A 23,280-nucleotide genomic window follows, 5' to 3' on the forward strand; every position below is an offset into this window, starting at 1 on the left:
GCGCAAGCCGCCGGCCCCGGGCCTGCCATGAGATGAGATCACCAGAGGGCGCTGGAGTCAGCGGCGGGTGTCCTCGCCGTCTCGTCGTCCTCTTCCTTCAGCCGGGCCAGCAGCACACCAAGACGGTCGTTGCTGATCGCCTGGTGCTTGCGGACAGCGTCCGCCACCACCTCACGACTGGTCCGTCCGGCCCGCTCGGTAGCGGCCCGCGCAATCGGCAGCAGCTTCGCGAACCAATCGTCCATCGGATCCCGGTCCTGCGGGCACTCCGCCGCGTCCGGGACGGACGGCGTTTCGCCGTCCGCAGGGGCGCGGACTGCCGCCGGGACAGAGGGATTGTCTGCTGGCGAGGGTGCCTCTGTCGGACCGTGGCCCGGCGATCCAGGAGCTGGTCCGTCCGTATCGCACGGGCCTTCACCCACCTCGTCCGCGTCTGCGGACGAGGTGGCATCGGCCCTGTTCGGAGGTGGCTCGGAGTCTCGTGCCGCCTCACGTTTCCGCAGATCAACAGGAATGGAAGGCGATTCCTCTGACGCGGACGGACCGGATGCGAGACTCCGCGCCCCGGACGTTCGCGTCGTTACCAGAGCACGGGGATCAGGCTGAACGGCGATCTTTTCAAGCTTCGGGACCTCGTCGCGGACCGGTCCGGGACCGCCGTCCGCACCGTCCGGGACCGCCAGCTCAGCCGTCCGCGCCATCAGAATGTAAAGGTGCACGGAGCCCGCCAAGGCCAGCGGCGCGAGCGTCGACAGCACCCCGACGACGCTGTCCGCAAGGTGCAGAGCGGACCGTCCGGCCTGCGGTCCGTCGTTGAGCGTGACGGCGTGCAGAGCGTTGGCACCCAGGCTTGCCCCGGTGGCCGCGAGGAAGAGGAACCAGGCGTACAGCCGAGCACCGAAGCGCTGGTGGCGGAGGAGCAGAATCGCTCGAACGCCGTACGCAATGAACCCGTCGATGAAAACCGGAAACAGGTAGGACAAGCTCTCCCGTGCGTGGATCGCAATGGCGATCTGCCGCAGCGCGTCGTACGAGAAGGCGAAGCCGGCCGCGCCGAGAAGGATGATCGCGGAACGGTCCCAGGCCGTCATGCCTCGAAGGCTGTAGCCCCCCGGACGTTCGGCCGGCGCCGTGTCTATGTGAGTGCGTGACATCAGAGGTTGCGCCCGTCGCGCGGGTCGATGTCCTGCCAAGCCGGGGTCTGCGAGAGCAGTTGCCCGAGCTGCTCCAAGGACGTCACGTCGTGCACATGCTGACTCGGGCAGCTCACACACGACACCCGCAGCAAGATACGTTCCGTGCCGCCCTGGTCGGTGTAGTACAGCTCCAGGTGCTGGCCCCCGGTCGTGTCGAGGGACGCGAAGGCTTGCAGGTGTTCTTCGAAGCTGAGCAGGCCCAGAACCTCCCAGTCGAGCGTGACTGCGGCGTCGCCCAGAAGGGTGCGCGCGTACTTCGAGGCTGCGGTGATGGACCTCGGTCCCCAGGTGCGGAATGCGTTCTCCCGAGCGGTCTTCCGCCGCTCCTCAGCGGTTGTGAGGTGCTTGGCCGCAGCGAACATGATCGGGTGACTCATCGGGGGCCTTCCAGAAGATGGTTGGTTCGGGTTGCGCCGTCGGTCCCGGGTTCGTTGGCTAGACGGAGAAGCACGTCCGCGTGGCACGGGGCGTCAAGGAGGCAGGTGCACATCAGGTCGAGTCCCCGCAGCGCTCGGGCGAAGCGAGCGGCGTAGTAGCGGCCTACCGGGCCTCGGAGGGTGGCCGCGAAGAGGTCCACCGACTCCGCAGCGTCCATCGGGGGACCGAGCGGGGAGGGAACCCCGGCCGTGAACGGGTTCGCGTACCGGCTGCGAGGGCCGACGTATGCACAGGCTGTGGACAGTGATGCGGCGTCGCGGGACGCGCCACGGAGGCGGACGGGCATCACGCGGCCCTCCCACCGCGGCGCCGGTCGGCACCGATCATCGGGACGAGGGTCGTCACCATCTCTGCCAGGCGACTCGCCACCCGGGCCCCGACGAAGTCGGTCAGGTCCGGCCCGTTCTCATCGCGGGCGGGAAGGTTGGACGTGATGATCGTCGGCAAGCAGTGGTTGTACCGGGAATTGATCAGCCGGTACGTCACCTCTTCGGTCCACTCCGAGGTTTTCGCCGTACCGAGGTCATCGAGGAACAGGTACTGCACTTCGCTGAGTCGACGGAGCTCGCGTTCAGCCGCGCCCAGGACCTGTGAAGGGCGCAGGTTGCCGTACATGTCTGCCGAGTTCACGGTGATCAGCTCGAATCGGTTCGGTCCGCCGGCCGCGATCCTCCGCAAGGCCCCGTATGCCTGGTGGGTCTTGCCCGTCCCCGTGAGGCCGCTGAGGAGCAGCGCACCAGCGGCGGCGTTGTCCGCGAGTGCGCGATCGGCCCAGTCGATGACCTCCGGCATCGTTGCCTCGGCGTCGCGGAACCGAGGAGGCGTCGCCCTCCGCCAGCGGCTCAGGGCGTAATCGGCCCGAGCCCGGCAGTGCCACTCGCGGTCTCCGGGGCTCTCTTCCGGCACTTCGTCGGCGGCATCCTGCACGACCTGAAGTCCTTTCGCAGCGAGAATCCGTTCCATGGCGCGCATCGACCTGGCGCTGCCCGCACGTTCCGGCTCTGCCATGATCAAAATCCGTTCTGGTAAGCGCTGGGGGCAGCAGTGTTTTGGAAAGGAACCCAACTTCCGGACTGCCGATGCAGCGGCACGACATTCCCTTGGGTAACTGCTGTGGAAGCGTGCGAGGGGAGGTCCGCCCAGATGCGGAGTAGATAGCGCGCTGACTGTGGTGGGCGATCGGCGTTCCATCGCCGCGAGACCATCTCGACCAGCCGTTCATTCCCCCATCGCGCCGCGAGAGCTGTTACCCGATCCCATTCGGATTCAGTCAGTCTCCAGCCGACGAGCATTCCAGCGCTTGTCACGGCTGTTACCAGGTCCTTGGCGCCGTCCGGAACCGTCACCGAGTCCTGCGTGACGGATTGGTTCTCTCGACGGGAACCCAGCAAGCTAGCTTGCTCTTTGGTGGTGGTAATACTCCCGTAGGGAGTATTACCACCACGTACGTGCGAGGAAGAAACTTCCGAATCTGCGTGCTGAAAATTCCCACTTCCGGAATCCGGGGCGGAGTTCTGGGAAGGAACTTCCTGGAACCTAGTTCCCTCTTCCGGATCTTCAGGGTTGGGAGGTGGAAGTTCTTTCTCTGAACCGAAACGGCCAGCCCCAACCGTGCACAGCAGTATCGAGTAGGCGTTCGGGTTGGAGGCTCCCCCTCCCCGCTCGTGGCTGAGTTCTCCGAGCTGCTCCAGCTCACCGAGGCATTTTGTTATCGAGCGAGGCGTAAGACGGGTGAGCGTGGATATTTCGTCCAAGGTCAGCGTGGCTTTGCCGTCGTCGTCCGCCTCGCGGGCCAGCGCCAGCATGACGAGGCGCGAGCCCCTGCACGACTTTGATTGTGACCAGATCAGTTCGGTTGCTATGCCGCTCATCAGCGCTCACCGCCAACTATTGCTATGCGGCGGCGGAGGGAAAGGCCGAAAGAGTGGTCATCCTCCGGGATGTAGCCGTTCTGGTACGGCTCCGGGGTGAGGTACAGCGTTTCGGTGGGAAGGTAGAAATCGTGGGCAAGACGCCAGTCTGCGACCTTGCCGAATCCGCGCCTGACTATGCGCGCCACTTCTTCTTCGGTCCTGCGGTCGATAAGCATGCGGTAGAAGTCCGATTCGAAGAGGTAGGTAACAGACCGGCGCTCGGGATAAACCCGCACGAGTGTGGCTGTAGGTGCAATCTCACGGATCGCGTCACCGATATTTGCGCGCCGAAATCCGGAAGGGCTGTTCTGAAGCATGGGGAGAACTCCCGTGAACGCAGGGTCCGCTACCTGGAAGAGTCGTTTCCTCGGGCGCGTCAGGCCGCGTCTGAGGCGACGCGGACCGAGGGCGTGCTCCGCCCGGTCTGCGACTTTCGGTAGCGACGGGCGAGCTTCAGCAGGTACTCATGCGTTACGCCAAGGCCGCGAGCGACGGCGGCGGCGTCCAGTGAGGGATCAGTGGCGAAGCGCGCAATCACGGCGTCCCGGGCGGGCTTTGTCAAGGCCGCAGTGCATCCCCGAAGCGCGCCTTCTACGGCTTTCTCGCTGTCCCGTTCCTGCCATGCACGCCGCAGCTCTGAACGCTCCGAAGCCAGAATACCGCCCCGGATTCCGTATTCGTCGTCATTCTTGAAGGATTCCACCAGGCACCGGGCAGCGACGGCCAACGGGCATGACGCGCAGAGATTGCGCGGACGGTTGAGGGAGATTCCCAATTTGGCTTTCACCGAATCGGGGTCTTCCCGTGGGCCGTCAGCGAGTGGGACGAAAATGCTGATGTCCTGGTTCGTGCATCGTGCAGATTCGGCCCAGTGCTTACCCGGAGCCTTCTTCGACTCTTCTATGAGGGGCAGCCAGTTTCCGTGTTGCGCAGCCTCAATGAGGCTGGATATGTCAGTGCTCATATGTATCTCGCGATGTTTGCAGCGCCGCGAATTTGCAACCGGGCGCGAGAGGAGATCAGGAACGCTTACGAGAGCGCTTGGAAGGCTGAAGCGCCATTAGCGCCGACTCGTCATCCCTCTGGTTCTCTGCGCCAGGGTTGACGAAATGCATATCGGAAATCGCGTGGAGGTCGTCCTCCGTGAACTGAACGAATTTCCCGAACTTCCGGTGTGGGATCGTCGATATGCGCTCACGGAGCCACTTTTCCGGAATGTTCAGCCGTTCAGCGGCTTCGCTGTACCCGATGTGCAGTCGCTTGTCGCGGGAGTCCGTAGCCTGACTGCCCAACAGGGCATCCAGACCGCCGGCCTGAGCCAAGAGGCCGACCATGGCCGCGAGTCCCTGCAAGTCCACGGCCGGGCCCGCGTTCACCGGTGCCACGGCCGCCATCACGCTTCCAATCCGCACAGTTCAGCGGTCCGCAAGTCGAAGGCGTGCCCGCCGGAGGCCGCCCATCCGGCCTGTGGGAACGAGCGGATGATCCACCGGGCGATGGCGAGCGCCTGCGCCCGAGGCACACGAACTGTGCGTCCTCCGGCGGCCAAGACGGTGATCCCGAGATGGGGCCACAGGGTCCGAGGCCCATGGAGGCGCACCTGTACGACAGCAGCCTCGGGCAGCATGGATGCCAGTTGCGCGGCCAGCCGCTCGGCCGGGCCCGAAGCGATCTCCGGCTTCGGGTTGCAGTCCGCAGTAGGGGACATGCGAAACTCCTTCACGTGGTACGCCACTCCGTCGTGCCGTGCGAAAGGACACGGAGTGGCCATGCGAGTGACCGGCGCCCCTCTCGGGAGCTGCGGATCACGAGCTGTCTGGCGTCCGAGAGGTGCGAACTCTCGGACGCCGATGGCGTTTTGAGGGGGAGGGTCGCGCCTGATTGATGCGTGGCTTCCCCTCTCCACCGGACCGGTCCACGATGGGAACCACAGATGGGCGAAGGTTGAGAGGGATGCGAACCCCCTCGTTTTTCGCTAAGATGAAGCTATCTTGGTTCATCCAAAAAGTCAACAGTCCGAGATTTCCTCGGTTCATCCTAAAAACGAGGTCCGATGCCAGCTCGCCGTTTCGACAGAGAACGTGTGCGCGCGGTACGTCGGGCTGCGGACGTCTCGCAGGCCGACGTGGCGTCCGCCCTTGGTGCTGCGGACTCGACCGTGGCGGGGTGGGAGTCGGGAGCGACGGCACCCGATCAAGAGAAGTTGCCTGACCTCGCGGAAGTGCTCAAACGGCCGCTGGACGACCTCTTCCCGCGCGGCGGCTTGCCAGATCTGACCGACCTGCGATGCGACGCCGGCCTCTACCGGTACGAGACGAAGGCGATCATCGGGACCAAGAGCGATGGACCTGTGGCGGGAGCTGAACAGGGAGTCCGACGGCTCAAGGACCGGTACATCCCTCTCCTGGCGGCTGCCTACGGGGTGCCCGAGGAAGAGCTGAAACGTGCCCAGGACCGGTCTTTCGGAGAGGCCGACGAGGGCGCCGCCGAGGCCGAGAAGGTGCCGGAGACACTGGCTGAGAAGATCACTCTCCTACTGGAGCGCTCCTACCCGGGCCGAACCGCGCCAGGGGACCAAGAGATCGCGGAATCGGTGAACGCCTACGCAGGCTCCCAGGTCGCGTCAGCCGAGGACATCGAGGCCCTGCGGACGGGTGAGAACGACGCGCCGGTGCCCGTGGTCCTCGAAGGTCTTGCCCGGTTCTTCGATGTGTCCAAGCTGTACTTCGAGCCGAACGACGCCGTCGCCCGGCAGGTCTACGAGGGGCTCCGCCTCATGCAGGCGGCCAAGCAGGGCAAAGTGGGCCGAGTCCGCGCCCGCGGGATGAGTGCCGAGGGCCTGCCGGCCGATGTCCTCTCCATCCTGAACGACCTTGCTGGCGAGCTGGACAAGAAGGCCAATCCAGGTACCAACAGCTAGTAGGGCTTGGTCATGTGCGGTCCGTGACGGCGTGTCCTCCTGATCGGTCGTGTCGTTGATCGAGTGTGCTGAGTGAGGAGTTGGCTGCGGTCCGGTGTGATCTGGAGGACTTCGCGGCGGAGATGTTCGAGCCGTTCGCGCGGGCGGATCAGCGGCGGTGGGGCGGGGTCTATCTGCGGGGCCTGCTGCTGGACGGCGGGCGCAAGTCGGTGGAGCCGATGGCGGCCCGCCTGGGCGAGGACGGGAACCGGCAGGCCCTGGCCCACTTTGTGACCTCCAGCCCGTGGGACGCGGCGCATGTGCGGGCCCGGTTGGCCTGGCGCATGCAGCCGGTCATCAAGCCCACCGCGCTGGTCATCGATGACACCGGATTCCTCAAGGACGGGGACGCCTCCGCGTGCGTGACCCGGCAGTACACCGGCACTGCGGGCAAGGTCACCAACTGCCAGGCCGGGGTTTCGCTGCACCTGGCTTCCAACGGCGCCTCGACGGCGGTGAACTGGCGTCTGTTCCTGCCCGGGAGCTGGGACCCTGCCTCGCCGAAGGCCGATCCGGCCAGGGTCGCCCGCCGTGACAAGTGCGCCATCCCCGCCGGGATCGGCCATGTCGAGAAGTGGCAGCTGGCCCTCGACATGATCGACGAGACGCGGTCCTGGGGCATCGAAGTGCCCCAGGTCATCGCCGACGGCGGCTACGGGGACACCGCCGCCTTCCGGCTCGGCCTGGAGGAACGCGGTCTCGACTACGTGGTGGGCATCTCGACCACGACCACCGCGCAACCCGAGGACGCACAGCCATGCACCCCGGCCTACCCCGGCAGGGGCCGACGGCCGGATCCCGCCTATCCCGAGCCGGCACAACGGGTGAAGAGCCTGGTCATCGCGGCCGGTAAATCTTCCGCCCGGCCGGTGCAGTGGCGGCAGGGATCACGGCCGGGCAGCGGCCGCAGCGGGCACAAGCGCATGTATTCGCGCTTCGTGGCTCTGCGGATCCGGCCCGCCGGACGTGAGATCCGCAGGGCCACGGACGCTACCGGGCTTCCGGTCCGCTGGCTGCTGGCCGAATGGCCTGCAGACCAGGCCGAGCCCGTGCAGTTCTGGCTCTCCAACCTGCCCAAGACCACCCCGCTGCCCGAACTCGTGCGCACCGCGAAGCTCCGCTGGCGCATCGAGAACGACTACCGCGAGATGAAACAGGCCCTGGGCCTGGCCCACTTCGAAGGCCGGACCTGGCCGGGCTGGCACCACCACGTCACCCTCGTCTCGGTCGCCCACGCCTTCTGCACCCTGCAGCGACTGAGCCGATCCCCAAAAGAGACGGCGTCGGCCTGAGCCTCTATCGGGTCGTTCGCGAGCTGCAGATACTCCTCGTGATCTGGACCGGCGCCTGCCCCACCTGTCACCGCGACATGCCAGATCCCGCACCAACATGACCAAGCACTACTAGGGCCGGATCAAGCAACGTTCGCCCTATCGCCGACGGTGCGTAGGCGCTGGTCGTCGGCGTGGCGGTTTCGCCAGATGATGTAGCGGCGGATCATGCTGCCCTGCTCCTTGTGATCGGCGTGGTCCGTGCCGTCTGCGGAAGAGACGCTGGCTAATCAGGAGGGCCTGCTGACTCTCAGCCCAGGCGGTCGGATCCGGATGGCACCACTGTTCTCCGCAGTGCCCCCGGCGTTCGGAGCCACCCTCTCGCCATGTAGAGCCACCCCTTCGCCATCGACGGCGTTCAAGCCGTTCTTCGATGCGGAATCAAAAATTCCACTTGCACGTTAATTCGATTTCTTTCTCATATCAGCACACCGAAAGAGAGCCCTTTCGGGGGACAGCGGCATCTCGCCGCGTCGGCCTAGGATGATCAGCGTTCCACCGGTCCGTGAAATTTCATCGGTCCTGATATTTCTATCGCGGGGTCGAGGAAATTCGGTCGAACGCAAGAGGCGGCGTCCTTGTATGTGCAGGTCAACGGCAACGAAAGGGTTAAGATGATCAGTTTTCAGAATGGCGTGGCAGCGTCATCAATCAGCAGCGTACGGTGGGTGAAGAGTTCCGCCAGCAACCCGGCCGGAGGGGACTGTGTGCGGTTTGCAGAGCTTCCGAACGGGGACGTAGCGTTGAGTAACTCGCGCTTCCCTGATGGGCCCGCGTTGGTGTTCACTCGTTCGGAGATCACGGCCCTTCTGATCGGTGTTCGCCAGGGAGAATTCGACGGCATGGCTGGCTGACATCGCAGAAGACTGAAGGTTGCAGCCGCTCCTGTGACATCCTCACCCTGAGAAGCTAGTGAGCAGGTCAGCGAACAAGGGGCGGGATGTTGAGCAGTCAACCTCTCTTTGCAGTGCCGGACGATGGCAAGCCGTCCGACTCTCCAGCTGGCGCAGGGCGAGTGCTCGGCGCTCGCCTGCGCCAGCTTCGCGAGGGGAACGGTCTCCGGCTCTCAGACGTAGCCAAGGCCGGCGTAATCGGCTCTGTCGCGACGCTGAGCCGCATCGAGAATGCCGCAACTCCTCTGAGGGAGGAGACGGTACTCGCCCTGGCACGGTACTACGGGGTAAATGACACCGAGGCCCTTGAGATCATGTGTGAACTGGTCAGAAAGTCGCGCACCGGAGAGTGGTGGAGCGCATTCCACGATGTGGTACCCGGCTGGATGGAACGACTGATCAGCGTCGAGGCGTCAGCCAAGTCTATTCGCACGTACCAATTGCAGTACATACCTGGACTCCTGCAAACGGGCTCGTACGCGAGGGCTTTGATGCAGGCTCACCGCGAACCCGGAATAGATAAGGCCCAGATTGAGCGCAACATCGAGCGACGGGTCGAGGTCCGCCGTATCCGACAACATCTCCTCCAACGCCCCTCGCCGCCGCAGTATTACGCGGTGATGGATGAGAACGTGTTGGTCAGAAACGTGGGCGGCACTGCCGTCATGCGTGAACAGCTTCGCCAGTTGTACAGCTGGGAGGAAAACAGGGAGCATGTGCACCTGCGCATTATCCCCTTTGGTCGGGGTGCCGAGGCGCTTGCTCCCGCTGCCTCCATTAGCCATCTTTCTTTTGCGTCAGGACGCGAGATGGACATGCTGTATCTGGAAGTTCCCGATGGGGGAACCTATGTGACGAACCCAAGTGAACTGCTCCGTTACAAACTCGCCCTGTCGTCCCTGTGGGAGTTGGCAGCGGATCGCACAGAATCCATGGAAATTATGGACAGTCACATCAAAAGGCTCAAGGGCTGAACTTTACGGGACCCGTGCTACACCTCCGTACTCAATCCACTCGGTTTGCTCCTGCCGAGGTCCCACTTCGGTGTCTGGCCGCCACCGGGACACGTCACACAGTTCCCCGACGATTTCCAGTCCCTCGAAAAAACGGTCCACCTCGGCGAACGATCTGACTTTTCCCCATTTTCCTCCGGTGACTCGGTGCATTAATTTTGTCACTTCATCGCGCAGATCGGCATCATTGCTTGCCAGGTGGCAGAGAACTAGGTAACTGCCGGACGGCAGTTCTCTGATCACGTTTCTGATTAGTTTCCAAGGTTCATCCTTGTCGCTAATACAGTGAAGGACAGAGACGAACAGGGCCGCTACAGGTTGGCCTGGTTCGTAAAACTTCAGCCTTTTCGCTTGCTCGAAGATTTCACTCGTCTTCAACATATCGGATTCAATTACCGTGGTGTTCTGGTTTTCTTCCAGCATCATACGCCCGTGTGCCAAGACTATGGGATCGTTGTCGACATATACGACGCGTGCATTTCGATTGGCGCGCTGGGCTACTTGATGGACGTTGTTCTGAGTGGGTAGACCTGATCCGTGGTCGATGTATTGGTCGACATCACCGGTCCCTGCAATATATTTTACCGCCCGCACGAGGAAATGGCGGTTGATTAATGCGATCTGTTGCGTACTGGGGGCGATACGCAGAAGCTCTTCGCACGCCGCCCAGTCGGATTCGTAGTTGTCGGTACCACCTAACAGGTAGTCGTACATCCGCGCGACGCTTGCCTTACTGACGTCCATGGCGAGACCCCCGCTGTCATATGCCCGCGCAATATCACCACGGGCAAGCAGCGTTGTACGGCGTCCGCAGCCCTGGCAGGCGCCCCATGCTAGGAGTAATAGCCCACGCAGACCACCTCAACACCGTTTTGGGCCCCGAAAGGTGGAGCGTATTTGGCCAGCCCGAGGAACTCGGCTGCAGCCGTCAGTGGTGCGGGCTTGCCTGTCTCACAACGGTGTGCCGTACCAGGAGAATCATCACGCGTCGCACTCAAGGCTCGGAGCGCTGAGGGAGGGACCTGAGTGCCGCTTGGGAAGCTACTAGGACATCGGCGGTCGCGACACCCATGATGTCTGCGGCATCCCGGACGGTCAGGCCGATACGGTAGCGAAGCAGCACCACGTCGGCCTGTCGGGCGGACAAGGCCCGATGAAGCCAGTCTGCGCTCTGGCCTCGGACGGAGCGTACGATCCGCTGGTTCAGCAGCTGCCAGGACAGTGCGGCGGGTGAAGGACTCGCCAGGGCCTCCAGCCAGAGGAGAGCCAGGTCGCCGAGCGCGGCCATCGCAATTTCTCTCCCCGCCGAGCAACTGCTAGTACGCAGCGCGCAGTAGCGCGTGTAGAGAGGACAACGGCGGGTGCAGAAGGCGGCGAAGTCCGCCGGGAGCTGGATCACCGATGCCGCTCCATCTCCCGAGGCCCCGGCGTCAGCAGCCAGCTTTGTTGGTACGAGTGGGAGGTAGGGAGATATCTGAGCGGGGGAGGGAGCCCTCGGCTGAACGAAGTGCGGCTCATTCCTGTCCATGAGGTCCGCCCTTCACCGATAGAGTGAAGATGCTGTACTGAACGTCTTCCCACAGAGGACGGAACTGCTCTGGACGACCGCCGAGGTGACGGACGAGCAGTGAGATGTCCTCCCAACCAGCCAGCGAGTCACCAGCGAGAGCAGACTCCAGGATCCGAATCTTGTCAGTACCGAGGCTGCCGGACAGACTGACTTCGTCCAGGGCTGGACGTCCTGCGGCGAGGTGCAGACCTCGTAGTGCGCTCTGAAACCGCGATACCGCAGTGACGCCTCCGTGGAAGGCGATTGGGGCCCTGCCCTTGGCCCATTCCCACAACGGACGTAGCTCATCGGGGCGCCCGTCGAGGATGGTGACGAGCGTGAAGATCGTTGGCCACTCGGGGACACGCTCCCCCGCCAGAAGCCTGGAAATGGAGGCGGCGGGGACTCCGGTCTGTTCCGCTGCCGCACCGACCGTGCGACCACTGGCACGGAGCAGAAAGCCCAGCGCAGAACCCAGCTGCTGCTTGTTGGAGTGGGCCGGTGCAGTGCCTTTCCCCACGCGGGTTCGCCCCTCGTTCTCGGCTCCCGCGCTGCCGAGTCCGGGCGGCGGCGCGTCGGCGCCAGCAGTGTCCTTCCATTTCCGGCAAGCCACCTCCGAGCTGATGCGCAGCGCACGCGCGATCGAAGCCCAACTCTGGTCCTGCTCTCGCGCATCACGCACAAAGGCATCGACGTACCGCTCGACGCCCCCTGCCACCGCGATCGCAGCTTTCGCACGATCCTCTAATCCCGCGGTGCGATATTCGATGTCAAGCAGTTCCGCGCTCACCAGTTGGAGGCCTTGGGCGGCAAACTTGCCACGCTCAGCCCTGCTTCGCAGAGCGACAGAAGGAACAGCATGACCGTCCCGCAGACGCTGGGCCAGCCGCCTGCAAGCAGGCCGGCAATAGGTTTTGGGACGGCCGGGTCCGCGCCGACGGCGAAAGCGTCGCCGGCACAGCGCATAGCGGCACACGGCGTACATGTATTCGTACTCCCGGAAACCTGACTCAGGCTGAGCCACACTTCTCTCCGTTTCGTCTGGGTGCCACGAGAAGGCGCGCAGCGCCTTGGTCACGACAGGGAGAGAGCAGGGGGCCCGGCTCCGGGCCCCCTGCTCGCGTCCTACCGGCGGTGGTAGCGCTGGTACATCAGCACGGATTGGTCAGCGGCACATGCCACCACCAGCGCCCACAAGACCCCCGACGAAACAACAGTTCCCCTCATGGACGCCATCGCGACCGGCGGGGTCATCATCAGCGAGCCCCACGTCACCCGGACAGCGAAAGTACTGAGAAGCGTGGTTTGCGGCAGCAGAAACGGCGGAAGGGTAATCTCGGTTGAAGTTGGCTGCACGGCACTGTGCAGTCGACGGAGAAAGTGTCGCATTCTTGTTCTCCCAAAGGGATTTCCGGATGGACACACCAGGCGGGGGTCCCGAGGGCAATTCGGGGCTCCCGCTTTCTTGGTGACACCGGAAAGCTATCCCGTCTAGCGGCAACTCGTGTCGCTGCAACATTGTGAAAACCAGATGCGCGGACTGAAGTTACCCCCCTGGCAGCGCAGAGAGGCGCCAGTGAGAACGAATTTGACCAAGATCGCCTCCTTCTGATCGCCCCCTTGTGGGGTTTGATTGACTCGACATCCCTTAAATGTGATACTCGTCACAGTATGTTTAATTTCGGTAGGGTAATTATGCGCCGAAATGTCCATCGGTATGCGTTGTCCCTGAAAACGGAACCTGCGAGAAGGGCAGTTAGAGACTGCGTCCTGCCCGGTCAGGTTGCGGGAGGGGCAACGACCTCACACAAGCTGCGGGTCGATCACGTCTCAGCACCTGCCCTTACGTATCGACGTTCCCCATCGCACGTAAAGGCGTCGAGTCCAGCGAACGAGTCAGACGTCGCCGGTGGGTCATCGAACGCACTGATACTGGTCGGTCGGCTACCGGTGTCCGTGGACTCGTGCCCTGTTTCCCGGACCGGAGAGGGCCGGGAAAACAGGGCACTAAGGTGGGTTCCTACTGCTCCGTGCCGTTCGGCTCGTGGCGCAGACCGGAGACGAACACGGCTTGGACCCCGCTCAGCGCGGAAAGATCCCCGAGCGGGTCACCGTCCACCAGGAGGAGATCCGCGTGGTAGCCGGGAGCGACCTTCCCAGTGATGTCGCCCAGGCCCAGAGCAGCGGCTGCTTGTGACGTGGCCAAGTCGATGATCGAAGCGTTCGACAGACCCAGGTGAGAGTAGAACGACAGGGCCTGGGCGAGTCCGTCGAAGCCGGCGCGCTGCACGCCCGCGTCCGTCCCCGCGATCAAGCGGACTCCGGCTTCGGCCATCTGCCGCACCAGATCGAACATCGCATTGGCGCGTTCCTCGCCGAAGAAGCGCGGGATCATCTGCCAGTGCGGGCTTACGGCCGGGCAGACCGCGATGCCTTTCGCGATGATCTGCTGGACCACGTCGGGCCGGAAGTCCAGGCCGTCACTCGACATCCAGGTGCAGTGCTCGATGGTGTCGACGCCCGCCTCGACGGCTGTGGCGATGCCGTCGGCACCGTGGGCATGGGCCGCGACGGGAACGCCAGCCTTGTGTGCTTCCTCGACCAGAGCGGCCAGTTCCTCCGCCGTGAACTGTGACTGGTGGCTCTTGGGACCGCCCTTCGTCAGGCCGCCGCCGGTGACCATCGCCTTGATGACCCCGGCGCCGGCGGCGAGATTGCGCCGTACGAGCTCTCGGATCTCGGTCTCGCCGGACACTTCGCCGCCGAGGAAGTGGCAGTGTCCGCCCACGGTGGTCGCCGGGGTGCCCGCGGAGACGATCCTCGGTCCCGGCGTACGGCGATCGTTGATCTCGCCGGCCAGACGAAGCGCCAGTCCGCCCCGGTCACCGAGGTCCCGGACGGTGGTGACGCCGCTGCGCAGGAGCTGTTCGCCACGATGCCGCATGTCCTCGAAGAGGGCTTCGTCCGTCGAGCTCTGAAGGGTGGACACCGGGTCAGGCCCGCCGTCGAAGGCCAGGTGAACGTGAGCGTCGATGAGCCCCGGCAGAACGGTGCCGCTGAATTCGCATCGTGGCATGTCGGCCCCCGCCCGCTCCTCGATCTCCTTGCGCGGCCCGACGGCAGTAATTGACTCGCCCTCGATGAGAACGGCGCCGTCTTCCAGGTAGGTCCCCGAGTCGACGAGCACTCGTCCACCGGTAATCAGCATCGTGACTCCTTGATCTTGCTAGGTCATGCGGCTGCGCGCAGTGCGTCGGATACCGCTATCAGTTGTTTCACATCCGACTCCCGGTCACTGCCGAGTGCCATCGCGAGAGGGAACGCGCGGCGGGGCGCGGGGACGCCCTTCTCGATCCGGGCCGAGGCCCGGCGAAGCCGGACGGCAAGCTCCGAGGAGTTGATGTTGAGTACTGCGCCGTCGTCACCTTCGTCCAGCAGGTACGGGCTGATGTCCACCAGGCCGTCGCGGCACTCCACGATGCGCCGGTGGTAGCGCCGATGCACGCCGCGAGCCCGCCACCGGTCCAGCGCGGCCGAGGACGCCGGCCGCAACACATTGTCCGGGTACGCCTCCGCCAGCAGCTCCCACAACGGGGCGAGGCGGCGGTGATCGCGCCGATGCCGAAGCCAGAGGCGCAGAGACGAGATCCGGGCTCGGGCTCCGGAGTACGTGATGCCTGCCGCGAACAGCAGGATGGACACCACCAGGAGGAAAGCGACAGTGGCCATCAGGCGTCCAGGTACCTGGACGTCGGCCGCGCGAACGGCGACAAAGACGGCGCGGATCGCGCAGGCCACCGCCATCGCCCCGAGACCGACGGCGGCCATCCAGAGCCCGGTGGAATGCGGGCGCCGGGACATACGGGCGTAACGGCGAGTCCATCGGCACGCCGTGCCGAGCGCGTACATGAGGTAGAGGCCGGCTCCGCCGTAGAAGAACGCGATCTGCGGAGTCGTCATGTCGGCCGTGCTGAAGGAGCCGGCGAAGACCTCGTGCGGCACGGACTCGGCAGCCGCAGTGATCGCCACCGCGACGATCCCGACAACGACGGCTTCCTTACGGGCCCTTCGTCGGCCCGCGTCCTCGTCGGCGGCCGAGTAGAGGTAGAAGCACATCAGGAAGTACACCGCGAGGAGCAGCAGTACGTTCTGGACCAGCTTCGCCGCCCCGTGGCCGGCGACCGCGTCGACGCCGGATTCGCCGCCGGGCATGGCCACGGTGTTGGAGATCGCGGCACAGAACAGACAGAGGGTGACAGAGCGCAGAGGCGCGTCGTGCGGATTTCGCTTCAGCTGGTAGAGCTTCCAGACCAGAGCGCTTACGGGCAGCAGGAGCAGCAGTGCCACGGTTACAGCCATCCTCTGCGGTCACCGAGGGCCGACTCAACCCGTCGGAGAGCGGGGTCCTCAGCCGGAGGGGTGGAGCTGGCCAGCAGGGAGGACCACTCCAGGATGATCGTGGCGATTAGCTCGACGGAGCACTCCTGATCGTCGTCGTACGAGCAGCGCTGGGCGGCCCGTTTGACTGATCCGGTGCCGAAGACCGGCAGCAGGGCGGTCCAGCCTTCTACGTCGACGGCCGCTTCTTCACCAGGGTCGACAACCGGCGCCTCCGTCTCCGTCTCGCTTGAGGAGCCCCTGGCGGCCTCCTCGTTCTCGGCTACGAGGATGTGCCCGATCTCGTGCAACTTGATGTGATCTTGGTGAAGACGGGTCGTTTCCTGCTGGTACAGGATCACGTCGCATTCCTCGTATTCGATCCACATACCCGAAGGGCCGGGCTTGGGCAGCGGAGCTTCGCGCAGGTACAGAGGGCGCCCGCGCCGTCGGCTCAGAGCCCGGCAGAGGTCGTCAACGTCGAGCGGGGGAGTTGCCCCGAGGTCTTGCAACTCCCGTCGAATCAGGCGGTGCAGGTCCTTCTCCACCGTCCGGGCCGCGGCTGTGCGCCAACGCCCAAGGCGTCGGCGATTGGCTCGGTCCTGAGCGGGAACCGTGGACTTCGCCGCGTCTCGACCACTCTTATCCGACCACACTGAGTAACCTCTCCAACCGGCTGGTGATGGCTCTCCCGAGCCAGGCGACACCTCGCCCAGATGTCGATCGTCAGGTTCCCGGCGCCGGAAACGACCGCAGACGGCTGCGTCTGCGCCCCACTAGCCCCCTTGCAGGGGGCGGGGTGCCAGGTATCCAGGGCTTCTCACCTGCCTGCACGTCGCGTACGCGAAAGCAAACTGAGGCCCTGAGCGGGGCCGCCCCGCGGAGTTCCCGGGAACCACTTTGGACAGTACGTGACGCTTCCGGCAGGACTTGGCCTAAAAATCATGATCGATTCGTTCAGACCGTGAGTAACCGTGAGCTGCGAAAGTTACCCAAAGCGACCATGTTTAATGTTGTACGAGGCTTTGAGCTGCGAGTTTATCTTTGACGTGAACGGATCAATTGCTGTGAGGCTTCGGATTACTCCGTTATGAATTCGAGACTTTTGTTGTTGGAATCCCTTTCGTGAACATGTGCGAAATGGACAAAGGGACCGTTCGAGGAGAGTGTGGCGGTGGTCACTCTAGGGCAGTTCAGGCAACTGTCGCGTTTACGCTTTCAGCCATGTCGAACGCGATATCCGCACAACCTATAGCTACCCGGAGTTCTGGAACGAGTACCACCTGTGCATATTTGACCACGTTGCGCCCCGATGGTCGGCCCCACGTTGTACCGGTCCGCGTGATCATGGATGCCTCTATTGGAGTGGCCCGAGTTATCACCCGCAAATCGAACGTAAAGGTGTCCAACGTCCTTGCGTGGGAAAGTGAAGCTCGCGTGGCTGTGCGTCAGGTCGACGGCGGCCGGTGGGCCAGGCTCGAAGGGGCGGCGGAGGTGTGTACCGACGCGGATGTGGTCGAATATGCGGTTGTCCGTTACGGAAAGCGGTACGGGCGTACGCCGGCCTAGGCCGCGAGTCCGCGTAGATCGCGGGACCGCAGGGTGACGCGCGTCGGCCCCACGGCATAGGCATATCCAGACCCTGAGTGTTACTCAGCCCTGAATGTTCCTCGGATGAGCGGTCGAAGTGGCTTTCGTTTGCAAGTCATGACAACAAGTCACGAACAGGCGGAAGCTGGCACGGCACCCTTACCGCCCGCGACGACGCACCCCGCGTTGAACGCGGCTCTGCCCGACTGCACTATCCGTGGCATCGTCGTGCGTCTGGCCGCCCACCTCAACGAGCAGGACGTCGGCGTCCCCACCGACGCTGGCCCTTGGCGGGCGCGGGCCGGTGCTGGCGCCAACGACGCCACATGTGGGTCACCGTCTGTTCTTTGCTGGTGCAAGGGGTGTGGTTCTGGGGGTGCATCGCTTGTCTGGCAAGGTGGTTAAGGGCTTGATCGGTCCAAAAATTTCCTCCAGCAACGCATTTCGGGCCCGTGCTGACGTGTCAGCACGGGAGCCGGATCGAGACGGATGGAGCAGGGCGTAGAGGGATGGAAGCGGGGGTGAATGTCCGATTCTCCGGCGTTTCTGCAGGTCGGAGAGGTAACAATTTCGGGTTCGACTCCCCTAGGCTCCACCCCTACACACCTCCTCCGACCTGCGGAAACGCGGTTCGAGGAGGTGTTTTTCATGTGGCTGCGCCGGCACGGCGGCAGCCGGGCGGGGGTGTGTCCGGGCGGGGGTGTGTCCGGACGGGGCGGGCCGGCTCACCGGCCGGCGACGGTGAGGCGGTAGCCGCCGTCCTCGGCGTCGATGGTGATCCCGCGCCGGGCGCATGCCGCGGTCACCGTCTCGTGGTAGGTGGCTGCCGCCTCCGCCACCTTGCGGCGGCCCGCCTCGTGGATACGGGTGAAGATGCCGCGACGGTCCTCGGGGCACAGGCAGCGTTCGCACAGGCCCTGTGTCTCCAGCCGGGCCACGATCCTGGTCACCGAACTCTGGTTGAGGGCCACCGCGTCGGCCAGGTCCTGCATGCGCAGGCTGCCCTCCACCGCCTCGGCCAGGCTGCTGAGCGCGTGGAACTCCGACAGGCGCAGCTGATGCCGCCGGAACAACTCCCGCTCCAGGTCGGCGGTGACGAGCGTGTACGCCTGACTGATCTGCCGCCAGGTCTTGTCCTGCTGCATCGCGCGTTCTGCTGCCTTGGCCATACGGCATGGTCCCACATGGCCCATTCCCTATGAATGCATGTGCATGAAACTGGATTCGGAGCGTGGGCGCGGGGCTGCGCGGGGCCTGTTCGTCCGTCGACGGGCCGCCGCCGCGCCTGCTTCGGGGCGCCTGAATCCGGCCATGGCTACGTTGTGTTGTTCATCGTTGACACAAAACATATGTCTGTGCAAATAATGTCTGCCAAAGGAAATGGCGGATCTCTCCGGGGAAACCACCTGCCCTGACGCGCTCGGTAAGGGCGTCGCGGCCACCGGCCCGGCCGCCGTGGGCCCCTGAACCGCCGTCCGTCCCGCCCCCTCCCGCACGACAACCCATGAGGAGACGACATATGCGCGCAGTGGTGATGAACGCGTTCGGTGCGCCGGACGTCCTGCACGTGACCGATGTCCCGGACGCGCCGGAGCCGGGACCCGGACAGGTCCGGGTGAGCGTACGGGCCGCCGCGATCAACCCGGTGGACTGTCAGGTGCGTTCCGGGTCGAAGGGCGGCGAGCCGACCGTCCCGCTGCCCATGACGCTGGGCTGGGACCTGTCCGGGACAGTGGACGCGGTCGGTCCGGACGTCACCCGGTTCCGGGCCGGCAATCCGGTCGTCGGCATGTCGGCGCAGGCCGCCACCGGGCTCGGCACCTGGGCCCAGCGGGTGACGCTCGGGCAGGACCTGCTGGCGCCGGCGCCGGAGAGCGTGCCGCTCGCGGACGCCGCCGCACTGCCGCTCGGCGCGCTCAGCACGTACCAGGCCCTGGACCGGCTGAACCTGCCGGCCGGCGGAAGTCTGCTGGTCACGGGCGGGGCCGGCGCGCTGGGCGGCTTCGCGCTCCAGCTCGCCCGGGAGCGCGGCTGGTACACCGCCGCGCTGGTACGGCCGTCCGACCGGGACCTCGCCCGGGAGCTGGGCGCCGGCGAGGTTCTGACCGAGCTGCCCGACGCACCCCGCTACGACGCCCTGTTCGAGACCGCGGGCATCGCGTCGGCGATCGGGGCGGTACGGGACGGTGGCCAGGCCGTCACGGTCGTGCCGACCGCGGTCCCCGCCGCGGAGCGCGGTATCCACCCGGTGGTCTCCTTCGTCGACCAGGACGGGGCGCTGCTGGAGCGGCTCGTGGCACTGGTGGACGGCAGGACGCTGACGGTCCGGATCGCACACGCCTTCCCCTTCGACGCCGCAGCCGAGGCGGTCGCACTCTTCGAGGCCGGCGGGGTGCGAGGCAAGGTGCTCCTGATCCCGTGACCGAGACGAAGCGCGTGAAGTTCGGCGTCAACCTGCCCAACTTCGGCCCCGGCATGGACCCCCGGACCCTCCTCTGCTGGGCCCGTACGGCGGAAGACCTCGGTTACGACCTGCTGCTGGTCTCCGACCACCTGGCCCTGACCCCCGACGCGGCGGCCCGCTCCCCCGAGCCGTTCTACGAGGCGCTCACCTCGCTGGCCTGGCTCGCCGGACAGACCCGGCGGATCGAACTCGGCACCGGCGTCGTCATCATGCCGCACCGTCATCCGGTCCAGCTCGCCCGGATGACGGCCACCCTGGACCGGCTCTCCGGCGGCCGGTTCGTGCTGGGCGTCGGGGTGGGCTGGGCGCGGCTCGGCTACCAGGCGCTCGGTGTGCCGTTCGGGGACCGGGGCCGGCTCACCGACGAGTACCTGGCGGCCGTACGGGAACTGTGGACGCGGGAACGGGCCTCGTTCACGGGCGAGACCGTCACCTTCGACCGTATCCACACCGCCCCGCGCCCGCGGCGCGATCCCCACCCGCCCGTCTGGATCGGCGGAAACAGCCTGCCCGCGCTGCGCCGCTCCGTACGGTACGGGGACGCCTGGCATCCGCTGTGGCCCCGGCTCGGCTGGCTGCGGGAGTCCGCCGTACCGGCGCTGCGCGCGCTGGCCGAGCAGGAGGAGCGGCCGCTGCCCGCGCTGTGTCCGCGTATCCAGATCGCGGTGAGCCCGGTCCCCCTGGACGAGCACCGGCGGCCCACCGGGCATGGCTCGCTCGCCCAGATCCGGGCCGATGTGGCCGCTCTCGTCGAGCTGGGCGCCCAGTACGTCATCCTCGACACGGACCCGGGTGACCAGCGGCTGCGGCAGAGCGCCGAGGAGGACTGGCGGACCCTGGAGACCCTGGCGGAACAGGTGGTCCGGCCGCTGACCGGGGAGGGAACCACCGAGTGCTGAGGAGTTGACGCGTGTCGGCGGAGTGCGTGCTGCTCAGCGCGCCCGCAGGGGGGGGTGCCTCTATGTCTTTCGTCAAGGCGCCCGAGTTCGGTGTGGGGTGGTTCGGGGTTGCTGGGGTTATGCGGCGAGTTCGACGTCCTTCGGTGTTCGGGGTTCGTAGAAGGTGCCGTCGCGGAGCATGGCGAACAGGACGCTGATGCGTTGGCGGGCGAGGCGGAGGAGGGCTTGGGTGTGGGTCTTGCCGCGGGCTCGCTGGCGGTCGTAGTAGGTGCGGGAGGCGGGGTCGGCGTTCATGCAGGCGAAGGCGGACAGGAACATTGCCCGTTTGAGCTGCCGGTTTCCGCCTCGGGGTGCGTGTTCGCCGTGGATCGAGGTCCCGGACGATCTCGTGGTGGGGGCGAGGCCGGCGTAGGAGGCGAGGTGGGCGGCGGTGGGGAAGCTGGTGCCGTCGCCGACGGTGACCAGCAGGACGGCGGCGGTCCTGATGCCGACGCCGGGCATCGACGTCAGGACCGGGGAAAGAGGGTGGGCCTCCAGCAGGGTGTTGATCTGGGTTTCCAGGGCCCGGCGCTGGGTGTGGACGGCAGCCAGGGAGGCGGCCAGAGAAGGGATGACGATGTCGAGGGTGCCGGTGCCCGGGACGACGACAGTCTGTTCGTCCAGTGCGTCGAAGACGTCGTCGATGAGCCGGGTGGCCATGCGTGGGGCTTTCGGGCGGATCAGTTCGACGAGTCTGCGGCGGCCGGCTTTGCGCAGGGCGGCCGGGGAGCCGTGGCGTTCCAGGAGCCAGGTGACGGCCTGGTGGTCCAGGCGCGGTCCGAGGACGCGTTCGAGGCTGGGGTGGAACTGGGTGAGCAGTCCGCGTATCCGGTTGCTGGTGCGGGTGGCCTCGGCGGCGAGGTCTTGGTCGAAGCCGACGAGCACGGTGAGCTCGGCGGTGATCTCGTCGGTCAGTTCCAGGGATCGCAGGGTGTGCGGCATGGTGCGGGCCGCGTCCGCGATCACGGCCGCGTCCTTCGCGTCGGTCTTGGCCTCGCCCGGGTAGAGGTCGGCGATCCGGCGCATCGCGAGTCCGGGCAGGTAGGCGACCTTGCAGCCCGCATCGCGGGCGACGGTCAGGGGCAGGGCGCCGATGGAGGCAGGCTGGTCCACGATCACCAGGACGGTGCCGAACTTCGCGGCCAGTTTGTCGAACACGGCCCGCAGCTTCGGCTCGCTGTTGGGCAGCTGCTTGTCGAAGACCTTCTTTCCGGCCAGGGTGAGCCCGTGGCCGTGATGGGTGCTCTTGCCGACGTCCAGGCCGAGGAACACGCCCACGTCTTCGGTGTCGAACATGCCGCCCTTCCAGGGGTGTTGACGGTGCCGGCCTCGGCGTCGGTGTCGTACTCGCGCATCCACGTTATGCAGACCTGCCATCCGCGAGCTGTCCGGCGTTGCGCCGGACCGGGTGGCGGCCGGACCTCTGATCAGCGTCTCCGACGGCACCTCCCGGACCCGGTGACACCACCCCCCAGGTCATCCGTTCGACAGGGGGACACAGTCATGCCGGGCCCGGAGGCCAGCGGCCCCATTGCAGGACCGCGAAAAACATAACGGGGGGGGACCGGCGGTACGGCCCCGCACCGCGACACCACGACGGGCCGCGGACGCGTCGGCGCCCGCGGCCCGTCGTGGTCCGATGCGGCCGGACGGCGGTGCGGGAGGGCGGTCCGGGAGGGCGGTCCGGGCGCGGTGGCCCGAACCGCCTCCGGATCAGGCGAAGTTCACGTCACTGCACAGGAAGTACGTCTGGTCCATGTGCGACGCCTGCCAGATCGTGTAGACCATGTGCCGGCCGGTGTAGCCGCTGGTGGTGACGGGGATCTCGTAGTTCTGGCTCGGCGCGTACCGGCCGGTCTGCTTGACCAGTTGCAGATCGCTCCAGCTCGGCGCCTGCTTGGTGGGGTCGAAGCCCTGCCGGGTGACGTAGACGAGGAAGTAGTCGGCGCCGTGGCTGGCCTGGTCGTACAGCTTGACCGTGAAGTTGTTGGCGACGTTCGTGGTCTTCCACGCGCCGGGCGTGTCCAGCGAGTTGTAGCGACCGCTCTCGGTCCGGCCGCCGCTGCACAGCTGCCCGTTCGGGATGACGGCCTGGAAGTTGCCCGCCGAGCCGTCGCGGTAGAGGCCGTTCCAGTTCCACATGGCGTTGGGGTTGTCCTGCCACGCCTGCCAGCACATGGGGTCCTCCTGCGCCATGGCGGGGTTCTGGAAGTCGCTGCCCCAGCGCAGCCAGCAGCCGTAGTTGCGGGACGCGGGGTCGACGACTGAGCCGTGGGCGGAGGCGGTGCCGACCGAGGGGATCAGACAGAGCAGTACGGCGGAGAGCAGGCCGAAGGCCCACAGAATGCGCGAGGGGGGTCCGTGGTGCGCACGGGCGTTCCGGGACGCGAGGGACGGATTCATGGGGGATCTCCTTCTTCCGGTTGTGTGGGGATCCGGTATGGGAGCGCTCCCAGATTACGGTTGTGTTGCGCGGCGGCCTAGGTCTGAAACGCGCCATCGCGCCCGGCGGGCCCCGTCGAGGGGCGAGTGTCGGTCGGTGGTGCTCGGGAGACCGCACCCGCCGGAGGGCTTTCCGCGACGAGGTTCGAGGCAGCCGGGTAGCCCCGACGATGCGTC

At 65.7% G+C, this 23,280-nt stretch carries 25 protein-coding genes and 2 pseudogenes; 8 read left to right on the plus strand and 19 right to left on the minus strand.

Annotation, left to right across the window (positions count from 1 at the left end; genetic code table 11):
* Positions 1–38: 38 nt before the first annotated feature.
* The 9 genes from ACFY6S_RS22785 to ACFY6S_RS22825 form a co-directional block, all read right to left on the minus strand.
* On the minus strand, positions 39–1,091 hold the full coding sequence (locus ACFY6S_RS22785; RefSeq protein ID WP_388824435.1) for a DUF2637 domain-containing protein: 1,053 nt from the start codon (positions 1,089–1,091) through the stop codon (positions 39–41).
* A gap of 62 nt (positions 1,092–1,153) precedes the next feature.
* Complete coding sequence (locus ACFY6S_RS22790) at positions 1,154–1,573, minus strand: DUF6195 family protein (RefSeq protein ID WP_388824438.1); 420 nt, start codon at positions 1,571–1,573, stop codon at positions 1,154–1,156.
* Positions 1,570–1,920 carry a DUF4326 domain-containing protein gene (locus ACFY6S_RS22795; protein ID WP_388824440.1) on the minus strand — a complete coding sequence of 117 codons (351 nt, stop codon included), beginning with the start codon at positions 1,918–1,920 and terminating at the stop codon, positions 1,570–1,572. The genes ACFY6S_RS22790 and ACFY6S_RS22795 overlap by 4 nt, the downstream gene beginning before the upstream one ends.
* Positions 1,920–2,642, minus strand: a complete 723-nt coding sequence (locus tag ACFY6S_RS22800) for an ATP-binding protein (RefSeq protein WP_388824443.1) — start codon at positions 2,640–2,642, stop codon at positions 1,920–1,922. The genes ACFY6S_RS22795 and ACFY6S_RS22800 overlap by 1 nt, the downstream gene beginning before the upstream one ends.
* A gap of 2 nt (positions 2,643–2,644) precedes the next feature.
* Positions 2,645–3,505 (minus strand): hypothetical protein, encoded by an 861-nt coding sequence (locus ACFY6S_RS22805; RefSeq protein ID WP_388824446.1) that lies wholly within the window; start codon positions 3,503–3,505, stop codon positions 2,645–2,647.
* Positions 3,505–3,864: a hypothetical protein gene (locus ACFY6S_RS22810; protein ID WP_388824449.1), complete on the minus strand. Its 360-nt coding sequence runs from the start codon at positions 3,862–3,864 to the stop codon at positions 3,505–3,507. Before ACFY6S_RS22810 ends, ACFY6S_RS22805 begins: the two co-directional genes overlap by 1 nt.
* A 59-nt stretch (positions 3,865–3,923) precedes the next feature.
* Positions 3,924–4,511 carry a WhiB family transcriptional regulator gene (locus ACFY6S_RS22815; protein ID WP_388824452.1) on the minus strand — a complete coding sequence of 196 codons (588 nt, stop codon included), beginning with the start codon at positions 4,509–4,511 and terminating at the stop codon, positions 3,924–3,926.
* 55 nt (positions 4,512–4,566) lie between these two features.
* Positions 4,567–4,941 (minus strand): hypothetical protein, encoded by a 375-nt coding sequence (locus ACFY6S_RS22820; RefSeq protein WP_388824455.1) that lies wholly within the window; start codon positions 4,939–4,941, stop codon positions 4,567–4,569.
* Entirely contained in the window at positions 4,941–5,255 is a 315-nt protein-coding gene (locus ACFY6S_RS22825) for a transcriptional regulator (RefSeq protein WP_388824458.1), read from the minus strand. The genes ACFY6S_RS22820 and ACFY6S_RS22825 overlap by 1 nt, the downstream gene beginning before the upstream one ends.
* A 375-nt stretch (positions 5,256–5,630) precedes the next feature.
* Here ACFY6S_RS22825 and ACFY6S_RS22830 point away from each other — a divergent pair, with 375 nt between their 5' ends.
* Both ACFY6S_RS22830 and ACFY6S_RS22835 read left to right on the plus strand, forming a co-directional pair.
* Positions 5,631–6,467 carry a helix-turn-helix transcriptional regulator gene (locus tag ACFY6S_RS22830; protein ID WP_388824461.1) on the plus strand — a complete coding sequence of 279 codons (837 nt, stop codon included), beginning with the start codon at positions 5,631–5,633 and terminating at the stop codon, positions 6,465–6,467.
* A gap of 65 nt (positions 6,468–6,532) precedes the next feature.
* A complete protein-coding gene (locus tag ACFY6S_RS22835) occupies positions 6,533–7,798 on the plus strand; it encodes an IS701 family transposase (protein WP_388824464.1) in 1,266 nt (421 codons plus the stop codon).
* A gap of 122 nt (positions 7,799–7,920) precedes the next feature.
* Here ACFY6S_RS22835 and ACFY6S_RS22840 read toward each other — a convergent pair.
* A pseudogene (locus ACFY6S_RS22840) lies at positions 7,921–8,053 on the minus strand (IS630 family transposase); the annotation flags it as partial.
* A gap of 398 nt (positions 8,054–8,451) precedes the next feature.
* Here ACFY6S_RS22840 and ACFY6S_RS22845 point away from each other — a divergent pair.
* Together ACFY6S_RS22845 and ACFY6S_RS22850 are read left to right on the plus strand one after the other, a co-directional pair.
* On the plus strand, positions 8,452–8,691 hold the full coding sequence (locus ACFY6S_RS22845) for a DUF397 domain-containing protein (protein WP_388824867.1): 240 nt from the start codon (positions 8,452–8,454) through the stop codon (positions 8,689–8,691).
* Positions 8,692–8,777: 86 nt separating this feature from the next.
* Positions 8,778–9,704 (plus strand): helix-turn-helix domain-containing protein, encoded by a 927-nt coding sequence (locus ACFY6S_RS22850; protein ID WP_388824467.1) that lies wholly within the window; start codon positions 8,778–8,780, stop codon positions 9,702–9,704.
* A gap of 3 nt (positions 9,705–9,707) precedes the next feature.
* On the opposite strand, the gene ACFY6S_RS22855 is transcribed toward ACFY6S_RS22850, so the two are convergent.
* The 3 genes from ACFY6S_RS22855 to ACFY6S_RS22865 all read right to left on the minus strand — a co-directional run bounded on the left by ACFY6S_RS22855 (position 9,708) and on the right by ACFY6S_RS22865 (position 12,082).
* Positions 9,708–10,487: an SAM-dependent methyltransferase gene (locus ACFY6S_RS22855; protein WP_388824470.1), complete on the minus strand. Its 780-nt coding sequence runs from the start codon at positions 10,485–10,487 to the stop codon at positions 9,708–9,710.
* 250 nt (positions 10,488–10,737) lie between these two features.
* Positions 10,738–11,142: a hypothetical protein gene (locus tag ACFY6S_RS22860; protein WP_388824473.1), complete on the minus strand. Its 405-nt coding sequence runs from the start codon at positions 11,140–11,142 to the stop codon at positions 10,738–10,740.
* A gap of 115 nt (positions 11,143–11,257) precedes the next feature.
* Entirely contained in the window at positions 11,258–12,082 is an 825-nt protein-coding gene (locus ACFY6S_RS22865) for a helix-turn-helix domain-containing protein (protein ID WP_388824476.1), read from the minus strand.
* 1,072 nt (positions 12,083–13,154) lie between these two features.
* Here ACFY6S_RS22865 and ACFY6S_RS22870 point away from each other — a divergent pair.
* A pseudogene (locus tag ACFY6S_RS22870) lies at positions 13,155–13,262 on the plus strand (IS5/IS1182 family transposase); the annotation flags it as partial.
* Between the two features lie 50 nt (positions 13,263–13,312).
* On the opposite strand, the gene ACFY6S_RS22875 reads toward ACFY6S_RS22870, so the two are convergent.
* Genes ACFY6S_RS22875 through ACFY6S_RS22885 form a run of 3 tightly spaced genes read right to left on the minus strand, consistent with a single transcriptional unit; the run spans position 13,313 to position 16,058 of the window.
* Positions 13,313–14,500, minus strand: coding sequence for an amidohydrolase family protein (locus tag ACFY6S_RS22875; RefSeq protein ID WP_388824479.1), 1,188 nt, complete (start codon positions 14,498–14,500; stop codon positions 13,313–13,315).
* Between the two features lie 23 nt (positions 14,501–14,523).
* On the minus strand, positions 14,524–15,639 hold the full coding sequence (locus ACFY6S_RS22880; protein WP_388824482.1) for an MAB_1171c family putative transporter: 1,116 nt from the start codon (positions 15,637–15,639) through the stop codon (positions 14,524–14,526).
* A gap of 2 nt (positions 15,640–15,641) precedes the next feature.
* Entirely contained in the window at positions 15,642–16,058 is a 417-nt protein-coding gene (locus tag ACFY6S_RS22885; protein WP_388824485.1) for a hypothetical protein, read from the minus strand.
* Between the two features lie 835 nt (positions 16,059–16,893).
* Between ACFY6S_RS22885 and ACFY6S_RS22890 the strand changes: the two genes are divergently transcribed.
* Positions 16,894–17,238 carry a pyridoxamine 5'-phosphate oxidase family protein gene (locus ACFY6S_RS22890; RefSeq protein ID WP_388824488.1) on the plus strand — a complete coding sequence of 115 codons (345 nt, stop codon included), beginning with the start codon at positions 16,894–16,896 and terminating at the stop codon, positions 17,236–17,238.
* A 746-nt stretch (positions 17,239–17,984) separates the two neighbouring features.
* On the opposite strand, the gene ACFY6S_RS22895 is transcribed toward ACFY6S_RS22890, so the two are convergent.
* Positions 17,985–18,428, minus strand: a complete 444-nt coding sequence (locus ACFY6S_RS22895) for a MarR family winged helix-turn-helix transcriptional regulator (protein ID WP_388824491.1) — start codon at positions 18,426–18,428, stop codon at positions 17,985–17,987.
* Positions 18,429–18,778: 350 nt separating this feature from the next.
* Between ACFY6S_RS22895 and ACFY6S_RS22900 the strand changes: the two genes are divergently transcribed.
* Together ACFY6S_RS22900 and ACFY6S_RS22905 are read left to right on the plus strand one after the other, a co-directional pair.
* Positions 18,779–19,681: an NADP-dependent oxidoreductase gene (locus ACFY6S_RS22900; RefSeq protein WP_388824494.1), complete on the plus strand. Its 903-nt coding sequence runs from the start codon at positions 18,779–18,781 to the stop codon at positions 19,679–19,681.
* Positions 19,678–20,622: a TIGR03619 family F420-dependent LLM class oxidoreductase gene (locus tag ACFY6S_RS22905; RefSeq protein ID WP_388824497.1), complete on the plus strand. Its 945-nt coding sequence runs from the start codon at positions 19,678–19,680 to the stop codon at positions 20,620–20,622. The genes ACFY6S_RS22900 and ACFY6S_RS22905 overlap by 4 nt, the downstream gene beginning before the upstream one ends.
* A 117-nt stretch (positions 20,623–20,739) precedes the next feature.
* Here the strand turns inward: ACFY6S_RS22905 and ACFY6S_RS22910 are convergent, their stop codons facing one another.
* Together ACFY6S_RS22910 and ACFY6S_RS22915 are read right to left on the minus strand one after the other, a co-directional pair.
* Positions 20,740–21,957 carry an IS110 family transposase gene (locus ACFY6S_RS22910; RefSeq protein ID WP_388824157.1) on the minus strand — a complete coding sequence of 406 codons (1,218 nt, stop codon included), beginning with the start codon at positions 21,955–21,957 and terminating at the stop codon, positions 20,740–20,742.
* Between the two features lie 417 nt (positions 21,958–22,374).
* Positions 22,375–23,064 (minus strand): lytic polysaccharide monooxygenase, encoded by a 690-nt coding sequence (locus ACFY6S_RS22915; RefSeq protein WP_388824500.1) that lies wholly within the window; start codon positions 23,062–23,064, stop codon positions 22,375–22,377.
* Between the last annotated feature and the right edge of the window lie 216 nt (positions 23,065–23,280).

It is taken from the genome of Streptomyces sp. NPDC012835 (genome assembly GCF_042900885.1).
Lineage (GTDB): Bacteria > Actinomycetota > Actinomycetes > Streptomycetales > Streptomycetaceae > Streptomyces.

Excerpts from the sequence above, each read along its gene's own strand:
- ACFY6S_RS22785 (WP_388824435.1), bottom strand. The coding sequence starts at position 1,091 with ATGACGGCCTGGGACCGTTCCGCGATCATCCTTCTCGGCGCGGCCGGC.
- ACFY6S_RS22790 (WP_388824438.1), bottom strand. The coding sequence starts at position 1,573 with ATGAGTCACCCGATCATGTTCGCTGCGGCCAAGCACCTCACAACCGCT.
- ACFY6S_RS22795 (WP_388824440.1), bottom strand. The coding sequence starts at position 1,920 with ATGCCCGTCCGCCTCCGTGGCGCGTCCCGCGACGCCGCATCACTGTCC.
- ACFY6S_RS22800 (WP_388824443.1), bottom strand. The coding sequence starts at position 2,642 with ATGGCAGAGCCGGAACGTGCGGGCAGCGCCAGGTCGATGCGCGCCATG.
- ACFY6S_RS22805 (WP_388824446.1), bottom strand. The coding sequence starts at position 3,505 with ATGAGCGGCATAGCAACCGAACTGATCTGGTCACAATCAAAGTCGTGC.
- ACFY6S_RS22810 (WP_388824449.1), bottom strand. The coding sequence starts at position 3,864 with ATGCTTCAGAACAGCCCTTCCGGATTTCGGCGCGCAAATATCGGTGAC.
- ACFY6S_RS22815 (WP_388824452.1), bottom strand. The coding sequence starts at position 4,511 with ATGAGCACTGACATATCCAGCCTCATTGAGGCTGCGCAACACGGAAAC.
- ACFY6S_RS22820 (WP_388824455.1), bottom strand. The coding sequence starts at position 4,941 with ATGGCGGCCGTGGCACCGGTGAACGCGGGCCCGGCCGTGGACTTGCAG.
- ACFY6S_RS22825 (WP_388824458.1), bottom strand. The coding sequence starts at position 5,255 with ATGTCCCCTACTGCGGACTGCAACCCGAAGCCGGAGATCGCTTCGGGC.
- ACFY6S_RS22845 (WP_388824867.1), top strand. The coding sequence starts at position 8,452 with ATGATCAGTTTTCAGAATGGCGTGGCAGCGTCATCAATCAGCAGCGTA.
- ACFY6S_RS22850 (WP_388824467.1), top strand. The coding sequence starts at position 8,778 with ATGTTGAGCAGTCAACCTCTCTTTGCAGTGCCGGACGATGGCAAGCCG.
- ACFY6S_RS22855 (WP_388824470.1), bottom strand. The coding sequence starts at position 10,487 with ATGGACGTCAGTAAGGCAAGCGTCGCGCGGATGTACGACTACCTGTTA.
- ACFY6S_RS22875 (WP_388824479.1), bottom strand. The coding sequence starts at position 14,500 with ATGCTGATTACCGGTGGACGAGTGCTCGTCGACTCGGGGACCTACCTG.
- ACFY6S_RS22885 (WP_388824485.1), bottom strand. The coding sequence starts at position 16,058 with ATGTGGATCGAATACGAGGAATGCGACGTGATCCTGTACCAGCAGGAA.
- ACFY6S_RS22890 (WP_388824488.1), top strand. The coding sequence starts at position 16,894 with ATGTCGAACGCGATATCCGCACAACCTATAGCTACCCGGAGTTCTGGA.
- ACFY6S_RS22895 (WP_388824491.1), bottom strand. The coding sequence starts at position 18,428 with ATGGCCAAGGCAGCAGAACGCGCGATGCAGCAGGACAAGACCTGGCGG.
- ACFY6S_RS22900 (WP_388824494.1), top strand. The coding sequence starts at position 18,779 with ATGCGCGCAGTGGTGATGAACGCGTTCGGTGCGCCGGACGTCCTGCAC.
- ACFY6S_RS22910 (WP_388824157.1), bottom strand. The coding sequence starts at position 21,957 with ATGTTCGACACCGAAGACGTGGGCGTGTTCCTCGGCCTGGACGTCGGC.
- ACFY6S_RS22915 (WP_388824500.1), bottom strand. The coding sequence starts at position 23,064 with ATGAATCCGTCCCTCGCGTCCCGGAACGCCCGTGCGCACCACGGACCC.